The organism is Micromonospora sp. NPDC005324 (assembly GCF_040607155.1).
Taxonomy (GTDB): domain Bacteria; phylum Actinomycetota; class Actinomycetes; order Mycobacteriales; family Micromonosporaceae; genus Micromonospora; species Micromonospora trifolii.
Map to the genome: position 1 here is coordinate 1 of NZ_JBEXGE010000120.1, position 1,506 is coordinate 1,506.

1 protein-coding gene is annotated in these 1,506 nt (G+C 66.1%); it reads left to right on the forward strand.

The features are described from left to right. Positions 1 to 146: 146 nt before the first annotated feature. Complete coding sequence (locus ABZS40_RS36665) at positions 147 to 1,472, forward strand: IS4 family transposase (protein WP_354949329.1); 1,326 nt, start codon at positions 147 to 149, stop codon at positions 1,470 to 1,472. Positions 1,473 to 1,506: the final 34 nt, after the last annotated feature.

Sequence of the window (1,506 nt, forward strand, 5' to 3'; positions counted from 1 at the left end):
CCAACGCCGTTCAGTTAGGTGTTTTGGTGGGCTGTCAAGCGTGTCGTGGAGACGAAGCAGCGGAGCTCCGGTATAGAGGGTGGTCACTCTAAGACGCCCTTGAACCTGGAGCTCCGCTGGCTGATCAGATTGCCATAACTCGGACGGTGACGGTAGCCGCGGGCGTGTTCGCGCCGGGTCATCTGGGCGAGCTGACTCGGCTGGTGCCGTTCGAGATGGTCGATGATGTCCTGGCCATGACCAGGCGGACCGAGTCCAGAGTCAGGCTGCTACCGGCCCGGGTCGTGATGTATCTGCTACTGGCCGGGTGCCTGTTCGCCGAACTGGGATACCTGCAGGTGTGGTCCAAGCTGACCAGCGGGTTGTCCGGTCTGCCGCTCGTGGCGCCCAGCGGCAGCGCGTTGCGCCAGGCCCGGCAACGCCTCGGGCCGCAGCCGGTGCGGGCATTATTCGATGTGTTGCGCGGCCCGGCCGCTACCAGCGCCGCCCAGACGCGCTGGCGAGGCCTGTTACTGGCCGTGATCGACGGGACCTTCCTGACGGTCGCGGACTCACCAGCCACCACGAGCCGCTATGCCAAACAACGCTGCAACAACGGCAGTTCCGGCTACCCGCAGCTGCGGCTCAGCGCCCTGCTGGCCTGCGGCACCCGATCGGTGATCGACGCCGTGTTCGATCCGGTCAGTGTCGGAGAACTCGATCAGGCCCGACAGCTCGCTCGCAGTCTGCGCCCCGGGATGTTGCTGATGGCCGACCGCAACTACGCCGGCGCCGACCTGATCGCCACCCTGGCCGCGACCGGCGCGGACCTGCTGATCCGTTGCAAGACCGGCCGCAAGCTACCGATCCTGCGCCGGCACCGCGACGGATCCTTCGCCTCGATCATCGGCGGGCTACCGATCAGGGTGATCGATGCGCAGATCAGCATCACCACCACCGACGGCACCCACACCGGCGGCTACCGGCTCATCACCACCCTGCTCGACCCGGGCACGCATCCCGCCGCCGAACTCATCCCGCTCTATCACCAGCGCTGGGAGATCGAGACCGCCTACCTCGAACTGAAATCGTCGATCCTGGGCGGACGTGTCCTACGCGCCCGCACCTGCGACGGCATCAGCCAAGAGATCTACGCCTTACTCACCGTCTATCAACTGCTGCGCACCGCGATGGTCGACGCCACCGACAGCCAGCCCGGCCTCGACCCTGACCGGGCCAGTTTCACCACCGCCCTGAACGCCGCCCGCGACCAGATCATCCACGCCGCCGGGATCATCGCCGACACCGTCATCGACCTGGTAGGCGTCATCGGCATCCACGTCCTGGCCCACCTGCTACCCGAACGCCGCCTACGCACCAAAACCCGCATGATCAAACGCTCGAACAGCAAATACCAAGCCCGCGGCCCCAACATCGACCGGCGCAGCTACCAGGCCACCACCAGCATCGACATCATCCGCCCTGACCCTTGACGACCACACCAACCGCCTAACTGAACGGCGTTGG